Origin of the sequence: Cysteiniphilum litorale, assembly GCF_003428165.1 — a bacterium.
In the GTDB taxonomy this organism is placed as follows: domain Bacteria; phylum Pseudomonadota; class Gammaproteobacteria; order Francisellales; family Francisellaceae; genus Caedibacter; species Caedibacter litoralis.
Map to the genome: position 1 here is coordinate 16,190 of NZ_QLIQ01000002.1, position 16,295 is coordinate 32,484.

At 40.0% G+C, this 16,295-nt stretch carries 16 protein-coding genes and 1 tRNA gene; 15 read left to right on the forward strand and 2 right to left on the reverse strand.

Features of this window, described 5'->3' with window-relative positions; genetic code table 11:
- The first annotated feature begins 253 nt into the window (after nt 1-253).
- From DNJ75_RS01535 to zapE, 3 genes are all read left to right on the forward strand, one after another.
- Nucleotides 254-1,570 carry an MFS transporter gene (locus DNJ75_RS01535; protein WP_117001416.1) on the forward strand — a complete coding sequence of 439 codons (1,317 nt, stop codon included), beginning with the start codon at nt 254-256 and terminating at the stop codon, nt 1,568-1,570.
- An 82-nt stretch (nt 1,571-1,652) separates the two neighbouring features.
- On the forward strand, nt 1,653-3,146 hold the full coding sequence (locus DNJ75_RS01540; protein ID WP_157968162.1) for a glycosyltransferase family 39 protein: 1,494 nt from the start codon (nt 1,653-1,655) through the stop codon (nt 3,144-3,146).
- A gap of 9 nt (nt 3,147-3,155) precedes the next feature.
- Entirely contained in the window at nt 3,156-4,205 is a 1,050-nt protein-coding gene (gene zapE / locus DNJ75_RS01545; RefSeq protein ID WP_117001418.1) for a cell division protein ZapE, read from the forward strand.
- Nucleotides 4,206-4,209: 4 nt separating this feature from the next.
- On the opposite strand, the gene DNJ75_RS01550 is transcribed toward zapE, so the two are convergent.
- Nucleotides 4,210-4,458 (reverse strand): YdcH family protein, encoded by a 249-nt coding sequence (locus DNJ75_RS01550; protein ID WP_117001419.1) that lies wholly within the window; start codon nt 4,456-4,458, stop codon nt 4,210-4,212.
- Between the two features lie 437 nt (nt 4,459-4,895).
- Between DNJ75_RS01550 and DNJ75_RS01555 the strand changes: the two genes are divergently transcribed.
- From DNJ75_RS01555 to DNJ75_RS01575, 5 genes are all read left to right on the forward strand, one after another.
- On the forward strand, nt 4,896-6,116 hold the full coding sequence (locus DNJ75_RS01555) for a trans-sulfuration enzyme family protein (protein ID WP_117001420.1): 1,221 nt from the start codon (nt 4,896-4,898) through the stop codon (nt 6,114-6,116).
- 2 nt (nt 6,117-6,118) lie between these two features.
- Entirely contained in the window at nt 6,119-6,922 is an 804-nt protein-coding gene (locus DNJ75_RS01560; protein WP_117001421.1) for an amino acid kinase family protein, read from the forward strand.
- A gap of 1 nt (nt 6,923) precedes the next feature.
- Complete coding sequence (locus DNJ75_RS01565) at nt 6,924-8,090, forward strand: trans-sulfuration enzyme family protein (protein WP_117001422.1); 1,167 nt, start codon at nt 6,924-6,926, stop codon at nt 8,088-8,090.
- On the forward strand, nt 8,080-9,006 hold the full coding sequence (locus tag DNJ75_RS01570) for a methylenetetrahydrofolate reductase (RefSeq protein WP_117001423.1): 927 nt from the start codon (nt 8,080-8,082) through the stop codon (nt 9,004-9,006). Before DNJ75_RS01565 ends, DNJ75_RS01570 begins: the two co-directional genes overlap by 11 nt.
- Nucleotides 9,007-9,083: 77 nt before the next feature.
- On the forward strand, nt 9,084-9,947 hold the full coding sequence (locus DNJ75_RS01575; protein ID WP_117001424.1) for a LysR family transcriptional regulator: 864 nt from the start codon (nt 9,084-9,086) through the stop codon (nt 9,945-9,947).
- Here DNJ75_RS01575 and DNJ75_RS01580 read toward each other — a convergent pair.
- Nucleotides 9,944-10,723 carry a hypothetical protein gene (locus DNJ75_RS01580; RefSeq protein WP_117001425.1) on the reverse strand — a complete coding sequence of 260 codons (780 nt, stop codon included), beginning with the start codon at nt 10,721-10,723 and terminating at the stop codon, nt 9,944-9,946. The genes DNJ75_RS01575 and DNJ75_RS01580 overlap by 4 nt on opposite strands.
- A gap of 169 nt (nt 10,724-10,892) precedes the next feature.
- On the opposite strand from DNJ75_RS01580, the gene grxB reads away from it, so the two are divergent.
- The 7 genes from grxB (at nt 10,893) to rpmG (ending at nt 16,074) form a co-directional block, all read left to right on the forward strand.
- A complete protein-coding gene (gene grxB, locus DNJ75_RS01585) occupies nt 10,893-11,558 on the forward strand; it encodes a glutaredoxin 2 (protein WP_117001426.1) in 666 nt (221 codons plus the stop codon).
- Nucleotides 11,559-11,564: 6 nt separating this feature from the next.
- Nucleotides 11,565-12,743: a mandelate racemase/muconate lactonizing enzyme family protein gene (locus DNJ75_RS01590; protein ID WP_117001427.1), complete on the forward strand. Its 1,179-nt coding sequence runs from the start codon at nt 11,565-11,567 to the stop codon at nt 12,741-12,743.
- 297 nt (nt 12,744-13,040) lie between these two features.
- A tRNA-Ser gene (locus tag DNJ75_RS01595) sits at nt 13,041-13,133 on the forward strand.
- Nucleotides 13,134-13,607: 474 nt separating this feature from the next.
- Nucleotides 13,608-14,684, forward strand: a complete 1,077-nt coding sequence (locus DNJ75_RS01600) for an aminotransferase class I/II-fold pyridoxal phosphate-dependent enzyme (protein WP_117001537.1) — start codon at nt 13,608-13,610, stop codon at nt 14,682-14,684.
- The gene (locus DNJ75_RS01605) at nt 14,672-15,457 is read left to right on the forward strand and encodes an amidohydrolase (RefSeq protein WP_117001428.1); all 786 of its coding nucleotides are present in this window, start codon (nt 14,672-14,674) and stop codon (nt 15,455-15,457) included. Before DNJ75_RS01600 ends, DNJ75_RS01605 begins: the two co-directional genes overlap by 13 nt.
- Before the next feature lie 195 nt (nt 15,458-15,652).
- On the forward strand, nt 15,653-15,889 hold the full coding sequence (gene rpmB / locus DNJ75_RS01610; RefSeq protein WP_117001429.1) for a 50S ribosomal protein L28: 237 nt from the start codon (nt 15,653-15,655) through the stop codon (nt 15,887-15,889).
- 29 nt (nt 15,890-15,918) lie between these two features.
- Nucleotides 15,919-16,074 (forward strand): 50S ribosomal protein L33, encoded by a 156-nt coding sequence (rpmG, locus tag DNJ75_RS01615; RefSeq protein WP_117001430.1) that lies wholly within the window; start codon nt 15,919-15,921, stop codon nt 16,072-16,074.
- Nucleotides 16,075-16,295: the final 221 nt, after the last annotated feature.

Consider the following 16,295-nt stretch of genomic DNA (forward strand, 5'->3'; position numbering starts at 1 on the left):
CTCAATTTAAATTTCCCCTCACCCGCGCAGCTTACGCTACGCGACCTCTCCCTCAAGGGGCGAGGTGAAAAACAGTTCAACTCATATCGCCCACAAACCATTTTACGAGCGGTATATTCATCAGTTAGTTACATACTATACCTCTCACTTTAAGCAATGCATATGAAAAACCTGACAAATCCAAACACTTTACTTTTAATTTTCAGTCAAATCGTTAATATGTTTTCACCCCTAGTCAACTCCCCTCACATATATGACAATTCATAAAATCAAAGGTTATGTTATTTTCGTTGTGGTGCTAAGCGCCTTTTTACTATTTTATAAATATATTATGCAGGTCTTTCCTGGTCTTATTGCCAATGACATTATGTCGTCTTTTAGCATCTCTCCTGCCCAAGCAGGATCATTAGTCGCTATTACCTTTTGGACCATTGTTATCACCCAATTATTCTCAGGGTTGATTTTGGATAAATTTGGTTTTCGCATTATTAGCTCGCTATCATTGGTAAGCTCAGCATTAGGGCTTCTGGTATTTATTTATGGCGCTAATCACGGTGATTTATGGCTTGGCTATCTTGGGCGCATTATGATTGGTATTGGTATTTCCTTTGCTACTGTTAGCTATATCAAAGCGGTTTCAGTGTGGTTCTCCCCGCGCCGCTTTGCCTTTGTTTCAAGCTTCTTGGCAACTGCGGCAATGCTTGGTGCGATTATTGGACAAGCACCTTTGTCCTACTTAATCTCGCATACGGGCTCTTGGCAAAAGGCATTGGCAATCTGTGCTTTTGTAGGGCTTATTGGCGCACTTTTGTATTTTCTCATCGTCCGCGATCATAACCCCAAGCAAAAAGAAATTTCCACAAAGGACAGTAGTCTTGAATGGGCATCGATCAAAACAGTACTGTTCAATCGCAATAACTGGCTATTAACCTTTTATTCAGGCTTAAGCTTCACAGCAATTGACGCCTTTGCCGGTCTGTGGGGTAACAACTATTTTCGTGAGCAGTATGGCGTGTCAACTGAGCATGCTGCCGGCATGATCTCGATGATTTTCCTTGGCATGGCGATTGGCTCACCGATTATTGGCAAACTATCAGAATACTATAACACTAAGCGTTTAATGCTAGGCTTTCATGTTGTTGCCACCATTAGCCTTGCCATTGTGCTGACCATGAAAACCACACCACTAACCGCCTCTATCTGCTTATTTATCTTTGGTTTCTCACTCGGCATTTATATGCTGAGCTTTGCCATTGGTCGACGCATTAACCCTATCGTTGTAACCGCTACTGTTGCTGCTTTAATCAACACGGGCGAACCGATCTTTGGTGCAATCTTTGATCCTCTTATTGGTTATTTTCTTGAGCTTACATGGCAAGGTAATTACATCAACAGTGCTGGGCAAATTGTTCATTATGCACAAGGCTTAGCACCCGCCAATGCTGTCAAACATTTCGATGTTTCTTCTTACCATATGGCATTCTCCATTTTGACACTCAGTATGATTCTGTCTTTTGTCTTATTATGCTTTGTCAAAGATAACAACGAAGAACAAAGTGATGATGTCTAACATTGAATAAAAATATTTTCTGATACGTTATTTCTGCTATGATGATGCGCATTGCCATGATAGACACTAAATGCAAGACGCAATGAAACAAACAATCAAAGCAAGCCATTTATTTTGGATCTTTTTCCTCACTTACGCATTTTTATGGACGCTCGCACCGTCAATTATGCGCTTTGTCACACCAATGGATGCCACCGAAGGGGCTATGTGGGCGCATACGCTGCAATGGGGCTATCCACGCGACCCTTGGCTAAATGCGCTATTAACTAAGGTTGCACTCTTTATTAGCGGCAACCATGATTGGAGTATTTATTTATTCTCGCAACTGATGGCACTTATTGCATTTTGGTCAGTGTGGCGCCTAGGGAGATTGATCTTTAAAAATGATTATTTAGCACTCTTTGCTGCCGTTATTCTTATTGCGATTCAATACTATAACTTAGCGATTATTGACTTTAACGACAATGCCTGTGAGCTTGGGCTTTGGCCGTTAATGGCTTTGTATTTTTATCGCAGTATCACCACAAATCGCTTAAAGCATTGGCTGCTACTTGGCATCATCGCCGGTCTTGCAATGATGGCGAAGTACTATACTGCTGTGCCCTTAGTTGCTATGCTGCTTTTTATCGTTTTTGAAAAATCACTCCATCGCCACTTAATCAACTGGAAACTTTATCTAAGCCTGATCATCTTAGTGATTATTTGCATCCCTCACATCGTCTGGCTTGTTAATTATGGGTTTATCACCATCCATTACTCAATGGATAAAGTCGATAGCCATATTCATGAAAGTATATTGCAAAAGCATTTTGGCTATGCCCTGCATTTCTTTTTCGCGCAAATTGGAACGTTCATGGGTGCTGTCGCCTTATTTTTATTTGGATACATCGGCAAAACTAAAAATAAACCAACACTTAACAACAAGACAAATATTGGCGCCTTTAATGCCAAATTCTTGTTTTTAGTTGGTTTTGGTCCGACACTTATTACCGTGCTTATTTCAATCATTGGTGGCTGGAATATCCATACGATGTGGGGAATTCCATTATTAAGCTTATGGGGTCTTATCCTCATTGCGCTAGCAAAACCTATTTTAACCACGAGCAAATTGAAACGCCTTATCGCTATGGCTAGCTTTATTACTGTTTTACTCTTAGTGGGTTATAGCGTTTCATTATCACGCAGTAAAACCAGCAGCGCCAACTATCCCGCACGCGAAATCGCGCAAATCGTTACCAATGAGTGGCATCAACGTTATAATACTAAGCTTGAATATATCGCAGGCTTTAACAAACCAATTAGCTATATCACCCGCTACTCAAAAGATCACCCAATGGCGCTTATCGCTTTTGACCCTAAGCTTAACCCTGCACTTGATATGCATGACTTACGCCAAAAAGGCGCGGTGTTTATTTTAGTGCCGCAAATGGAAGGCACTACTACATTTCCAAAAGAAGTATTAGCACAATACCCTGATTTAGTGATTGTACCTTATCAAGAAATCCCTTGGAAACGTGCCAAGCCCAATCAACAACCGATGCGCTTTCAAATCGCTTTTTTACCACCAAGGCCATAGTGTGACCATATGACTTTGCGCGACAGTTATCTAAATTATCTCAATGCATATCACTACAATGAAGACTCATTGCAATTACAAGCGATTGACTATTTACAGCAAATCATTATTCAAGTTCAGAAGCGAAACTCAATTAAATCTAAGCCATGGAGCTTGTTTAAAAAGAAGCCTACCCCAATCAAAGGCTTATACATGTGGGGTGGCGTTGGTCGCGGTAAAACCTTTATCATGGATTTATTCTATGATGCGCTAACTATTGAGAGTAAAACGCGCCTGCACTTTAATCACTTCATGCAGCAGGTACACCAATCATTGCGCAATTTTCAAGGTCAAAAAAGCCCTTTACAAAAAGTCGCTCAAAGTATTGCTGATCAATATAGCGTAATTTGTTTTGATGAGTTTTTTGTCGAAGACATTGCAGATGCGATGATTTTAGGCGGTCTTTTCACACAATTATTTGAACTTGGCATTACCCTTATTGCCACTTCAAACATTCCACCTGAGCGCCTTTACCAAGGTGGCTTACAACGTGAGCTTTTCTTGCCAGCAATCGACTGCCTTATCAAACATGTCACCGTTCTTAATCTTGATTCTGGTACTGATTACAGACAACTAACACAAGCGCATAATCAAAACTACTTCTACCCCTTACCAGAAGCCACACTTGATCTTGCCAAGCGTTTTAAACAAAACGCATCAACTCATGTGATGTATGACACTGAAATCATCCTTGAAGATCGTCTTGTTAAAGTCAAAGCCGTTGATGAAAATGCTATTTGGTTTGATTTCTTTAGTATTTGCGGTGATGGTCGCGGTGTCAGTGACTATATCGCTCTTGCTAAGCGCTTTGATACCATCTATATCAGTGATATGCCCATATTAACGATAAAATATGAAAGCGAAAGCAGACGGCTTATCGCCATGATCGATGAGTTTTATGATGAAGATAAACACGTTATTATTGCAGCGGAGACTGACTTTAATGATATTTATCAAGGTGAAAAACTGAAATTTGAGTTTGAACGCACTAAAAGCAGATTACATGAGATGCAACAATAAGAGACTAAACCACTTCTTTTGTTTGTAGCACTTGGTTATAAAGCATATCTTTGACACGGCGACGCTGTTTTTTAAGGTTTGTCAAATCGTGATCTGTTACTGCTTCTTGATTGGCTTCAATCCTAAATATTTCCTTATCAAGCGTTTCATATTCATTAAATAGTTTGTGAAAGTGATTATCCGTTTCTTTTAAATTATGGATTGTTTCAGCATGCTCTGGAAACTCTTTAACTAGCGGGTGATGTTCTAACATTATTAACTCCTACATTTATGATTAATATTATAAATTCCAGCTTGAGTCTAACAATCATAAAACTAGGCGTCATGCACGCTTATAGCAAAAAACATCAATAGATCCGAAAACAATGATCTATGTCATCTTTTATATATTTTTTAGAGGCATGAATAAAAAATCACAAAAAAAATGCAAATCATAATTGACAGCCTTTAAAAAATTCTGGTAGCTTAAGTTCAAGTTACTAATTTTTTCGTGAAGACATTATGCTTGAATACGCTTGTTACAAACGAATGATGATGCCCAACCTAGGCGCTGTTGTCGAGGTTGGGTTTAAGTCGTTTGCTTAAGCGCGAACAAGCGATTTAAATGCCAATTCCAGTGCCTAGGATTCCAAAGGCACTGGCTCCTTGCCAGCGACCCCAAGCGCGAAAAATAGCTTAAAGAGGTTCAAAATGGCAAATCAATTTACAAATGAGCAACACTTCACCACGCAATGTATCCATTCAGGCATCCAAGCAGATCCAAATAATGGCGCATTATTAACACCTATCTTCCAAACAACTACATACCAACAACAAAGTGTTGGCAATCACAAAGGGCACACTTATAGCCGTTCATCCAATCCTACGGTGAGCGTATTAGAAGAGAAACTTGCCAAGCTTGAAAAAGCACCAAGTAGCGCATGTTTCGCCACAGGTATGGCTGCCATTAGCGCACTTGCTTGCACTTTACTCAAAGCGGGTGATCATGTCGTCTGTTCTGATGTTGTCTATGGTGGCACCGTGCGCTTATTTAATGAAGTGCTTCAAAAGTTTGGTGTTGAGGTAAGCTATGTTGATAGCAGCAACCCACAAAATGTCAAACATGCGATTACTAACAACACACAATTAATCTTAATTGAAACACCAGCTAATCCAACGCTTAAATTAACTGACATCAAGGCGATCGCTGAAATTGCTAAGGCGCATAATATTCTATTGGCGGTAGATAATACCTTCTTAACGGCGGCACTGCAAAAGCCGCTTGATCTAGGGGCGGATATTAGTATCTACTCGACCACCAAATACATTGACGGGCACAACGCTACCGTTGGTGGTGCGTTAATTGCGAAAGATGAAGCGATTAATGAGCGCTTTCGCTATACCCGCAACTGCTTAGGATCAATTCAAAAGCCCTTTGAAGCATGGCTTATTTTACAAGGCATTAAGACATTGCCACTTCGTTTGAAGCAACACTCTGACAATGCCTTAGCAGTCGCGCGTTTTTTAGCAACACACGAGGCAGTTAAAAGCGTTTACTATCCTGGCTTAAATAGCTTTCCACAGCATGCTCTAGCTGAGAAGCAACACCTAGGTGCACACGGTGGAATGCTCGCCTTTGAGCTTAAAGGCGATATTCAAAATGGGATAAACTTTATTAATTCAGTTAAGCTCTGCGCATTAGCTGAGAATCTCGGTGCGATTGAAACCTTAATCACTCATCCAGCGACGATGACGCATGGTCCAATTGCCACAGACGAGCGTAAACGCCTTGGCATTCATGATGGTTTAATTCGATTATCTGTTGGCTTAGAAGATCCATTTGATATCATTCAGGACCTAGATCAAGCATTAGCTGCTGCCACTGAACAACAAAGTAAGCAAAATAAGCAAAACAAACAAAAGGTATCTTAATCATGACACAATATCGCTGTAGTAGTTTTCAAGCCGAAGTCGTTGTGCTTAAGTTTGGCAGCTCCATTTTGGAATCTCTTGATCACTTTCAAGACGCCGCTTTTGAAGTAAAGCGCTTTGTGGATAAAGGTTACAAAGTCATTGCGGTTGTCTCGGCTATTGGTAACACTACCGATGCTTTAGAAGGTAATCAAAATGCATTTAATCTAAGCAACAATCAGACAAGTGCCAAGGCTCGCGCTTTATTGCTAGCCACGGGTGAGCTACAATCCGTGGCATATCTGACACAAACACTACTACAGCAAAATGTACAAAGCGATTTCATCACCAACCCAATCGTTGCTGAAGGCGACTATGCTAACGCCACACCACTTCATATCAATCAATCATTATTTCATGGGCTATTGAGCACACAGCAAGCCATCGTCGTACCAGGTTTCATTGCCGAGAATAAAGACAATGAACCTTGCCTTTTAGGGCGAGGTGGTTCGGATTTAACAGCCCTTTTTATTGCGCATCAATTGCAAGCCAAGCGTTGTATTTTACTCAAAGATGTTGATGGCGTTTATCACTTAGACCCCAATAAATTTAAAGATGCTATTCGCTACGAGACACTCACCTATGACTGCGCAAAAGAAAAAGCAACGCAAGTTATTCAACCGCAAGCGATCACTTGGGCCAAAGCACATTGTCTGACATTTCAAATTGGTAAACTCAATGGCAATAATTACACAACCGTTGGCACATTAGAAACAAGACAAGCCACTCAATTGTCACGTCAAGTTAATATTTACGAGGTTGCATAATATGGATCAGTGGACGCGCCTTATTCATCCAGAAATTGACAATAACGACCCGCATCACGCCAATAGTTTACCGATCTATCAAACAGCTACGTTCGCCCAAGATGATGCTGAGCATCCTCGTAACAACTATGATTACTCAAGAAGCGGCAATCCGACACGCGCGTACGTTGAAGCTTATATTGCTAAGCTTGAAAATGCACAATATGGTTTAGCATTTAGTAGTGGCATGGCAGCCATTAGTTGTGTGCTGCAACTATTAAACGCAGGCGATCATATCATTATTGGCACGGATATTTATGGTGGCACACACCGAATTATTCACAAGGTGTTAACGCGTTTTAATATTCAATGCTCGCAAGTTGACTTCAATGATGCCCAAGCACTAAAACAAGCGTTAACGGCGAACGCTAAGTTGGTATTGCTAGAAACACCGACCAACCCACTACAGCAAATAACCGATATCAACGCCTTAAGATCAAAGCTAGCGCAGGATATTATCCTTGTCGTAGACAATACTCTGCTATCACCTTGGTTACAGAAGCCGCTGGAGCTTGGTGCTGATATTGTGATTCACTCAGCGACTAAGCATCTAGCGGGGCACGGTGATGTTTCTGCAGGTGTTGTTGTCACTAATCATGAACATTTAGCTCAAGAGCTTAAATTCTTACAAAACGCTAATGGTAATGCACTTGACCCCATGCAAGCATGGCTTTTATTAAGAGGTGTTAAAACATTAGGTTTACGCATTGAGCGTCAACAGCAAAGCGCACTTAAAATTGCACAATTTCTAGAGAGTCATCCCAAAGTAACTAAAGTTTACTATGCAGGACTGCCAACACATCCAAACTATAATATTATGCAGGCTCAAACCTCAGGTGCTGGCTCAGTATTAAGCTTTACCACTGAATCATTTGCACTATCCAAACACATTGTTAATCAGACACAGCTTTTTACTATTTCAGTAAGCTTTGGCAGTTTAATGAGTCTCATTAGTCTGCCTTGCCAGATGTCACATGCCGCAATTGATAGTAATAAACGCAATATCCCAGAGAGTCTTATCCGCCTATCGATTGGCATCGAAGATCCTGATGATTTAATTGCCGATCTTGAGAAAGTCTTAAACCATGAAATAACAACATCTTTGACGAGTGAACACCATGCCAAATAACAGTCATATCAGTTTTGAACTATTCCCATCTAAAGCTCATCTTGACAATGGTAAGCTTTACCAAGCGATTGATGAGATAAAGCCTCATGCACCTAAATACGTATCCGTCACTTTTGGCGCTGGTGGCTCCGAGTCTTACGCTAATTCGTTAACGCTTATTCGCTATTTACGTCAACAACATATTGATGTTGTGCCACACATCACCTGCTTTCACCTTGATAAGCAGGCGATTTTTAGTCTTTTGCAAGAGTATATTAAGCTTGGCATTGATCGCCTTGTTGTTGTTCGCGGCGATTTGCCACAAGATATTCAAAAGCAAACCAAAGTAAGCTTTAATTATGCTTATCAATTAATTGATTACATTCGCCAAATCAGTGGTGAGCAATTTGATATTACGATTGCAGCCTATCCTGAGTTTTATCCTGGTTCTAAGACTTTACAAGAGGATATCGATAATCTAAAACAAAAGATTAACGCAGGGGCTAATCACGCCATTACGCAATATTTCTATAGTATTGATGCCTTCTATCATTTCTTACAAATGTGTCATGATCATCAAATCACTATTCCGATTACAGCAGGAGTGATGCCCATTGCCAATTACCAAGGATTAAAGCGTTTTTCACAAATTTGTCATGCTGATATCCCACAGTGGCTTGATAAACGTCTTGCTGCCTATCAACATGATCCTGTGGCACTACAAGACTTTGCCAGTGATGTTGTTGCTAAATTGTGTGATGACTTAATTGACCTTGGCGTGCATGGACTACATTTCTATACTTTGAATCAAATGTCTGCAACCAATGCCGTGATTGCCAAAAGCTCGAAACTGCAAAGCATTTTAACGCAGCAAAAAAATCAGAGGAATCAACAAGCCCCTGAACTAGCCAGCATTACCCAATTAGCATCTCGTTAATCACTTTAATCACTTAGCTTTACAGCTATAGGCTTTCGACGTACCATAATCACACCTCAATGAAGTTATGATTTCTTATGCAATTGCCACCATTAAAGTCCTTGCCTTATTTTATTGCTGTTGCCAAGCACAAGCACTTTGCTCAGGCTGCTGCCGAGCTTAATCTTACTGCCGGCGCAATTAGCCAACAGATTAAACAATTGGAACAGTATCTTGGAACAACGCTTTTTAACCGTGATACTAAACACGTTGAGTTAACACACGATGGCATGCGTTATTACAAAGAAATTGAAGCTGCATTAATTCACATTGAACAAGCAACCAGTCAGATTAAACCACTTAATCAAGATACGGTACAATTACGTATATTTTCAACACTTGCGGTACAGTGGCTTATCCCGCGATTAAGTGATCTTTATCTAAAACATCCAGATATCAATCTCAATATGATGACATCAACTGAATTAAAAACACATGATGTCGATAGTGCTGATCTAAGCATTCAATTGGGATTAGCGGATCCAACCAGTAAAGCAGTTAAGTTATGGCAGAATCAACTGGTGCTTGTCTACAATCCGCAAATCATTAAAGCCAATGAGATAAAAAACAGCCCTGCGATTGTCGTGAATCACCCCTTGCGTGAAAAAGATTGGCAGAGCTTTTGTGAGTCAGCGCATTTAACAATCCCTAGCAAAAAAATATCTGTTGCTACAACGATTCATGCGCTTCAAGCCGTTGAAAATGGACTGGGCAGCTGTGTTACCCACTTGCCGCTTGTTTATGCATTAATCCAAAACAAACGTCTTAGCATTTGGCAAGATCCTTTACCATTATCACAATGTTATTACTTAGTTGATAGCCAACCACACAGGCATACTGCCAATAAAAAAATTGTGCATGATTGGTTAATAGAGCAAGCTCAGCAGTATTTTGAAAGTTAGATGACACCAAAAATATAATCTACAAGTGATACTCGACTATCTGCATTTTCTGATGCTGAAACCCAATAGGTAACACCAAGCTCTGTTATTTGAGCATCTTGTTTTATTGTGAAATAGGTTTCACAATAACGAGAGCCCATTGCTAAGCGACAACGTCTATTTCCGACATCAACCGCTTTTTCATTGCTAAACTCCGCATCTAGTAAAATAGGATAGCTTAAGTTCTTTTCCTCATATTCCGCAGGCAAAGCGTAGACGATTTTATAACGATTACCTTTTGTCAGCTTTGCAGTGCCTGGACTAATGCTCTGATCATCATCAGTCTTGATAAACACCTGATTTTTAGCAAATATCATTCCATTCATGAAATTCAGTTTTTCAGTTATCTGGTGTTCACCATCTGCTGTTTTTATCACTAGCTCTTGTGTGCAATACTGCAAGCTGCCAAGATTGACAGTAAAAGTATTTTTACCACCACCAACGATAAGATCAGCTTCATCTGTTTTTAGTTTAATATCTTGACAATTTCCACCCCCCATAATTGCTTTTACTCTCACAGGCTCCCCTCCTATCGCTAAGGCTTTTACCCCTGCCAATGACACATCAACAGCATTCCCTTGGGAGGTTGAATATAAACTCAAATGTGATGCTTGAATCTGATAATCATTAAAGCCACTATCACCCGCCTCAGATCCACCACCGCCGCCACAACCACTTAAAGCAAAGCTGCCCATGATTAAAAATTTGGAGCATATCTCTTTGGTCAGACCTGTCATTGTTTTCCTTATCTGAGTTTACCGCACACGGCAGACATTTCACCGCAAATAATCAATCAGATCCAGATACAAAAACATACAAAAAGTAAACTTACCTGCTGATCATAATTGTGATTTACAGTGCTTTTGTGGACAATAGCTTACCCCATGACTTAAATATACTATTGATATGAAACTTTATATTTATGAACACTGCCCTTTTTGTATCCGTCCACGCATTATTTCTGGACTAAAACAAATCCCACTTGAACTTATTTATCTTGCCAATGATGATGAAAAATCGCACATTGATCTTATTGGCAAAAAACAAGTGCCTTTTTTACAAAAAGATGATGATAGCTTTTTGGTTGAAAGCTTGGATATCTGTCAATATCTCAATAATTTTGACAACAAGCCAATATTAAGTGACGAAATCACGACAAGCACCAAACTCATTGAACTAACAACGATGCTAAGTAATGCCAGTAAATCACTCGTCTATCCAAGTTTTCTGAACCATCCACTTAATCAACAAGATTTTCCAACGCAGAGTGCCAAAGACTATTTTGAGCGTAAGAAAGAAAAGTACATTGGTTGCTTTAAGGCAAATTTACGCTTCCCCGATGCTGCCATTGAAAGCACACAAGCAATTTTGAATGAACTTGATCAGCTTATGACACACACCTATGCTAGCAGCAACCAATTATCTTGGGATGATATTATGATTTTCCCGATATTGCGTAACCTAGGCATTATCAGTCATCTTATCAATATCCCTGAAAATATTAAGCGCTATGTTAAACACTTAGCGCATGAAGCGGATATTGAACTTTATACCAACTTTAAACAAGGATAGTAACTTATGAAAATCACTCAAATTGAAGTTTTTGATATTCACTGCCCCAAGCGTCCAGCATGGTCACCCGTGTTTGTACGCATTCATACCGACGAGGGGTTAACGGGAGTCGGTGAAGCAGGTCTTGCTTATGATCTTGGACATTCCGCTGCGGCACATATGATTAAAGAATTTTCAGAGGAGATGCTATTAGGCATTGATCCATTTGCTACTGAACATCTTTGGAATCGTATGCTACGCGAGAGCTTCTGGGGTTTAGGTGGCGGACCTGTAGTCTATTCGGCAATGAGTGCCATTGATACTGCACTTTGGGATATCAAAGGTAAAGCCCTTGGTTTACCGGTTTATCAACTTCTGGGTGGTAAAACCAATAAAAAACTGCGCACTTATGCCAGTCAATTACAGTTTGATTGGGATTGTTATGAACGCAAGACTTTATTCAAACCCGAAGACTATGCCAAAGCAACTGAAAAAGCGGTGGCTGAAGGTTATGATGCAGTTAAAGTGGATCCGATGATGTTTGATCACAAGGGGGACACGATCTATGACTGCACCTTGCCATTTCGCCGTGATCACTTAAATCTCATTCGTGCACGCATGCAGGCCATTCGTGATGTATTGGGTGAAAATGGCGATATTATTTTTGAATGCCATAGCTTGCCTGGTCTTGCCTCTGCCTTGCAGCTTGGCGAAATTGCAGAGGAGTTCAACTGCTTATACTTTGAAGAGCCTGTTAATTATTTAAATAGCAAACTGCATGAGCCACTTAAACAAAAACTCAATGTCCCTATTGCTGCAGGTGAGCGTTTGTATCTACGCCATGGCGTACGTGAATATCTTGAGAAGCAAACTGTTGACGTGTTGCAACCTGATATCGGTTTATGTGGCGGCCTAACTGAAGCAAAAAAAATCTGCGATTATGCTGATATGTATGATGTCAAAATCCAAGCGCATGTGTGTGGTGGTCCTGTAGCAACCGCTGCTAGTTTACACTTGGAAACTGCAATCCCCAATTTCATTATCCATGAACATCACACCTATGCCTTAAAAGACTTTAATCGTGAGCTTTGCCTACAAGATCCACAACCTGCTAATGGTTTCTTTGAAGTATCAGAAACACCAGGGCTTGGGATTGAGTTAAACGATGAAGTGTTGATGAAATCTCCTAGGATGATCATTAAATAAGTACCTAAACAATAGTTTTTTGGTAATAATGGATATTCGGGTTAAGCCCGAATATGACGATTTGCGGTCATTCTCGGACTTGATCCGAGAATCCAAAAAATACCTAATAATATTTGCATACATACTTAAATCACCATTTTTATTCTTCTTGATTTCATACCCACCGCAAAATGATTTACGATGGGTATAATTCCGGTTTATTTTGCTGTTTTTTAATCTGATTCAATTCGATTTCAAAATATCGGCATTAACCACTTGACATAGCAAGGTCAAGTCGATAAATTGTCGCAGTACCGCGGAGAGATGGCCGAGAGGCTGAAGGCGCTCCCCTGCTAAGGGAGTATGGGGACAAAAACTCCATCGGGGGTTCGAATCCCCCTCTCTCCGCCATACTCAAACAACTCAACTTTTTCCGTACCAAAAAACATTCAAAACACTTAATTGCTAAAGAACTGAAAACTCCCCAAAAAATTAAAACAGTATGAATTTGCTAAGATTACCATCCATGGTTATGGATTGCCTGCATCCTGCAGCAATGACGTCATTGTCGACAGGGAAGTCGGCAATCCAGTTTGCCAGGATGGCGACCTTTAAAACTTGATTATATAAGGGCTTAATAAAAAAATAGGGAGCTTTCAGTAAAGAAGAAATTCTGCAAAATGCTTTGCCGTAAGCGTATATACTGTTTTACCATAACTTTACAACCTATTGTGAACGTTGAACATCATGATGTTTCATTATCCATTTGTATTCATGAAACAAAAGCGCATTCACACAGCTAACCACACCTAAGAGAACATCTAAGTTATGTCATTTAAACCCTACATAAGCACCGAGCCATCTATTTTTGGCAAAATGTCCGTAATGGCAAAAAATCATAATGCCATCAACTTCACACAAGGCGCGCCTGATTTCAAAACACCTGATTGGTTGATTGAGCATTTAAATTATTATGTGCAAAATGGCTTTAATCAATATGCACCGATTCCTGGCGCACCCAGTTTAAAAAAAGCGATCGCACATAAAGTAAAGATGTGTTACGGCGTAGATATTAACCCCGAGGACAATGTATCTATTAGCTCTGGTGCCGTTGAAGCAATTTTTGCACTAATTAGCGCATGTATTAGTAAGGGTGATGAGGCAATCTACTTTGACCCTGCTTTTGATGCTTACCCTTCGATTATTAACTTCAATCAAGGCGTTAGTCGACGCATTCCCTTATTAGCCGATGGCAATATTGATCTGGAGACGTTAGCACAAACGATTAATACTAAGACAAAGCTGATCATTCTTAACTCGCCCCACAATCCTATGGGCAGTGTGATTACCAAAGCGCAATATGCAGAAATCGCAAAATTGATCAAAGGTCGGGATATTTTGTTACTTAGTGACGAGGTATATGAGCATATTTACGCAGGAGATTCTTATACCAGCGCTTTGCAAATCCCAGAGCTTAAAGATCAACTTATCGTTGTCCAATCCCTTGGTAAGACCTATAACCTCACTGGTTGGCGTCTAGGTGTTTGTATTGCGCCACTTGCAATTATTCAAATGATAAATGCGATGAAACAATTCACAAGCTTCAGCGCGCCACATCCAATGCAATTAGCACTAGCCGATGGCATTAATGCACATCCTGAATATTGGCAAGACTTACCTAAACTTTATCAAACCCAGCATCAAAAGTTAATTGATGGCTTAACCCACAGCCGCTTTAAAGTACTGCCATGGGCAGGATCACCTTTTCAAATACTTGATTACACAGCGATTTCTGATGAGGATGACTTTAGTTTCTGTCAACGTTTGATTCATGAACATGGTGTTGGACTGGTACCAATTTCATCATTATATGAAATGCCAAAGCAGGGACTAGTACGCTTATGCTTTGCCAAATATGACGATGTCTTATTAGAAGGAGTCAAACGCCTATGTCAAGTCTAAAAGTCGCCGTCATTCAATCTGATATCGCTTGGGAAGACAAACATCAAAACTATACTCACTTTGAAAAGACCATTGCTGGGCTTGAGCCTTGTGATCTGATTGTGCTGCCAGAGATGTTTAATGTCGGCTTCACCCCAAATATGGATAAAGCCATCACTCCAGAGGATGAGATCATCAGTTGGCTAAAGCACCAAGCACAATACAAGAATGCCGCGATCATCGGCAGCGTTGTGGTGTTAAATGATATGCAAAAAGCAGTTAATCGTTTGTTTTTTGTCACACCCGTGGGTTTAGTTTCTCACTATGATAAATGCCACTTATTCGTGCTATCTGATGAATACAAGCTATTATCTGCCGGTCAATCACGTGAAATCGTTCACTACAAAGGCTTTGATATTCTCTTAAGCATTTGTTTTGACTTAAGATTCCCTGTTTTCAACTGCAATAACAATGATTATGATCTGTTAATCAATATCGCCAGCTGGCCTGCTAAGCGTCGAGAACATTGGCGCACGTTATTACAAGCTCGAGCGATTGAAAACCAAGCTTATGTTATCGGCTGCAATCGCATTGGTCGTGACGGTTTAGGTTTTGATTACAGTGGCGATAGTCTATGCATCCACTTTGATGGTGAGATTAAACAAGATATTGCTGCATATATATCCGGCGTTTTATATCATACATTTGATAAAAGCAGTTTGGATGACTATCGAAATAATTTCAAAGTCCTCGCATCGCAAGATAAATTTAGCTTAAATTTGACCACAAATTAAAATATCCTGCACTTGGCAATTGTAAGGCGCTAATGACAATGATAGAATGCGCGTCGAATTGTCATGATCTGGCAGCTTATTGAAAGTATGTTATAAATTCTGATTGCCTTTGCGTCATTTTTTTGCTATAAAGTTGCCCCTTGAGAATTTAATAATTATAACTATTTAATTTACAGCAATTGACTGGAGGATAACATGTCTAGAGTTTGTATGGTTACAGGCAAGCGCCCAATGACTGGCAACAACGTATCGCACGCGCAGAACAAAACTAAGCGTCGTTTTTTACCTAACTTGCACTCACACCGTTTTTGGGTTGAGAGCGAGAACCGCTATGTTCGCTTACGCGTGAGCTCAAAAGGTATGCGCATTATCGATAAAAAAGGTATCGATTCTGTGTTAGCTGATTTACGTGCACGTAACGTAAAATTCTAATTCACCAGATACTTCAGGAGTAATTTAATATGCGTGATAAAATCAAATTAGTTTCAAGCGCTGGCACTGGTCATTTTTATACAACGACTAAAAACAAGCGCACCATGCCAAACAAAATGGAAATCAAAAAGTTTGATCCAGTTGTTCGTCAACACGTTCTTTATAAAGAAGCTAAAATCAAATAATTTCTCTTTGCCCAGCTCGGGCATATCCAATATTCTAAAATTCGATAACGTCAAAAACTTCCAGTTTTGCAGTGTATATTTTCAGATGCGGCTCAGATAGCCTGCGCTTTCATATTAATTCTATACACGATAACAAACATCCCTGCTTCTAGAACAAAGCCACCAATAAAGTGCCTTTTATCAGAATCTAACAGGTGATTTTTAATTCTTGTCAGGTTCGA

Bases quoted from the DNA above. Each gene is read 5' to 3' on its own strand.
- DNJ75_RS01535 (WP_117001416.1), top strand. From the start codon at position 254: ATGACAATTCATAAAATCAAAGGTTATGTTATTTTCGTTGTGGTGCTA.
- DNJ75_RS01540 (WP_157968162.1), top strand. From the start codon at position 1,653: ATGAAACAAACAATCAAAGCAAGCCATTTATTTTGGATCTTTTTCCTC.
- zapE (WP_117001418.1), top strand. From the start codon at position 3,156: ATGACTTTGCGCGACAGTTATCTAAATTATCTCAATGCATATCACTAC.
- DNJ75_RS01550 (WP_117001419.1), bottom strand. From the start codon at position 4,458: ATGTTAGAACATCACCCGCTAGTTAAAGAGTTTCCAGAGCATGCTGAA.
- DNJ75_RS01555 (WP_117001420.1), top strand. From the start codon at position 4,896: ATGGCAAATCAATTTACAAATGAGCAACACTTCACCACGCAATGTATC.
- DNJ75_RS01560 (WP_117001421.1), top strand. From the start codon at position 6,119: ATGACACAATATCGCTGTAGTAGTTTTCAAGCCGAAGTCGTTGTGCTT.
- DNJ75_RS01565 (WP_117001422.1), top strand. From the start codon at position 6,924: ATGGATCAGTGGACGCGCCTTATTCATCCAGAAATTGACAATAACGAC.
- DNJ75_RS01570 (WP_117001423.1), top strand. From the start codon at position 8,080: ATGCCAAATAACAGTCATATCAGTTTTGAACTATTCCCATCTAAAGCT.
- DNJ75_RS01575 (WP_117001424.1), top strand. From the start codon at position 9,084: ATGCAATTGCCACCATTAAAGTCCTTGCCTTATTTTATTGCTGTTGCC.
- DNJ75_RS01580 (WP_117001425.1), bottom strand. From the start codon at position 10,723: ATGACAGGTCTGACCAAAGAGATATGCTCCAAATTTTTAATCATGGGC.
- grxB (WP_117001426.1), top strand. From the start codon at position 10,893: ATGAAACTTTATATTTATGAACACTGCCCTTTTTGTATCCGTCCACGC.
- DNJ75_RS01590 (WP_117001427.1), top strand. From the start codon at position 11,565: ATGAAAATCACTCAAATTGAAGTTTTTGATATTCACTGCCCCAAGCGT.
- DNJ75_RS01600 (WP_117001537.1), top strand. From the start codon at position 13,608: ATGGCAAAAAATCATAATGCCATCAACTTCACACAAGGCGCGCCTGAT.
- DNJ75_RS01605 (WP_117001428.1), top strand. From the start codon at position 14,672: ATGTCAAGTCTAAAAGTCGCCGTCATTCAATCTGATATCGCTTGGGAA.
- rpmB (WP_117001429.1), top strand. From the start codon at position 15,653: ATGTCTAGAGTTTGTATGGTTACAGGCAAGCGCCCAATGACTGGCAAC.
- rpmG (WP_117001430.1), top strand. From the start codon at position 15,919: ATGCGTGATAAAATCAAATTAGTTTCAAGCGCTGGCACTGGTCATTTT.